The sequence below is a fragment of the Methylophaga sp. UBA4204 genome (assembly GCF_002379485.1).
Lineage (GTDB): Bacteria > Pseudomonadota > Gammaproteobacteria > Nitrosococcales > Methylophagaceae > Methylophaga.
Genome location: NZ_DFTU01000089.1, coordinates 21,988 through 23,555, shown reverse-complemented (window position 1 = coordinate 23,555; position 1,568 = coordinate 21,988). Strand labels below are relative to the sequence as shown.

General features: G+C 44.8%; 1 protein-coding gene. It reads right to left on the bottom strand.

Translation table 11 applies throughout. The features are described 5' to 3' along the window. Positions 1-54 precede the first annotated feature (54 nt). Positions 55-1,568, bottom strand: a 1,514-nt coding sequence (ppk1, locus tag B3182_RS13335) for a polyphosphate kinase 1 (RefSeq protein ID WP_292753075.1), incomplete at its 5' end; no start/stop codon positions are given.

Genomic DNA, 1,568 nt, shown 5'->3' with positions numbered 1-1,568 from the left:
GCGTGGTTTTACCCACGCCGCCTTTCAAATTAAAGAATGCGATGATTTGCATGATTAATTGATTTTCGCCAATTCTTCCAGAAGCGTGTTCTGTGCACTGATCATTTCATCTCCTTCGTTGCGGGCTGCCCGATGGTAACGACCATCAGCGGAGAGGATCCACGCCTGGGTATTATCAGCAAGATATAAATTCAGATCGGCAATAATGCGTTTTTGCAGTCGTTTGGATTCAATCGGAAAACAGGTTTCCACACGACGCAGCAGGTTACGTTTCATCAAATCGGCACTGCCGGCCCAGATCTCAACCTGTCCATCGTTTTCGAAATAAAATACCCTGGTATGCTCGAGAAACCGTCCAATTATGCCGCGCACCTGGATGTTTTCTGAGACGCCTTGAACACCTGGTTTTAAAGTACAGATGCCGCGGACAATCAAATCAATTTTAACGCCAGCAATAGAAGCTCGGTAGAAGGCATTAATCATTTCCGGCTCAACCAATGCATTGACCTTGACGATAATGCGAGCATTTTTGCCTGCTTCGGCATGCGCAATCTCGCGGTCAATTTTATCCAGTAATCCTTGATGCAGATTGAAAGGTGCATGTAGTAATTTATGCATTTTGGGAATTTTGCCAAGGCTGGTCAGCTGAATAAACAGGTTATTAACGTCTTCACCAATCTGTTTATCTGAGGTCAGCAACCCATAATCGGTATAAATACGTGAAGTACTACGATGGTAGTTGCCGGTGCCTAGATGGACGTAACGACGTAATTTATTATTTTCACGACGCAGAATGAGCAGCATTTTGGCATGGGTTTTATAGCCAACAATGCCATATACGACATGAGCTCCCGCCTGTTGTAACTTGGAAGCCAATGCAACGTTAGCTTCTTCATCAAAACGTGCCCGCAATTCAATAACCACGGTAACTTCTTTTCCACCGTGAGCGGCGGCGACCAATGCATCGACGATCGGTGAAACAGCACCTGTACGGTACAAGGTTTGTTTGATGGCCAGCACGCTGGAATCCGAAGCTGCCTGTTTGATCAGATCAATGACGGGGGTAAAGGATTGATAGGGATGATGTAAAAGGACATCCTTCTGTTTTAATAGCCCAAAGATTTCCACCTCTGATGTCAGACCATTGGGTCTTCCCTGAGTAAAGGGTTTAAATTTCAAATCCGAACGTTCAACCATTGAATGCAAAGCCTGCAAACGGCTTAGATTCACCGGGCCATTGACCAGATAGACGTTATCCTGATGCATTGCACACTGGTCACGCAGGAAATTAACCATTTCTTCAGGGCAGTTATGGGCAATCTCAAGTCGAACTTCGTCACCGTAATTACGATGTGTCAATTCATCCGCTATGGTTGCCAGCAAATCACTGGTTTCTTCAGTATCAATGGCCAAATCACTGTTTCGGGTAACACGAAATTGATAACAGCCCTTGATCTTCATCCCAAAAAACAGATCATCGGCAAACGCATGAATAATCGATGATAAAAATACAAAGTGATATTGCCCAGGTTCACATAATTCCGGAGGTAGCTGAATCACTCGTGGTA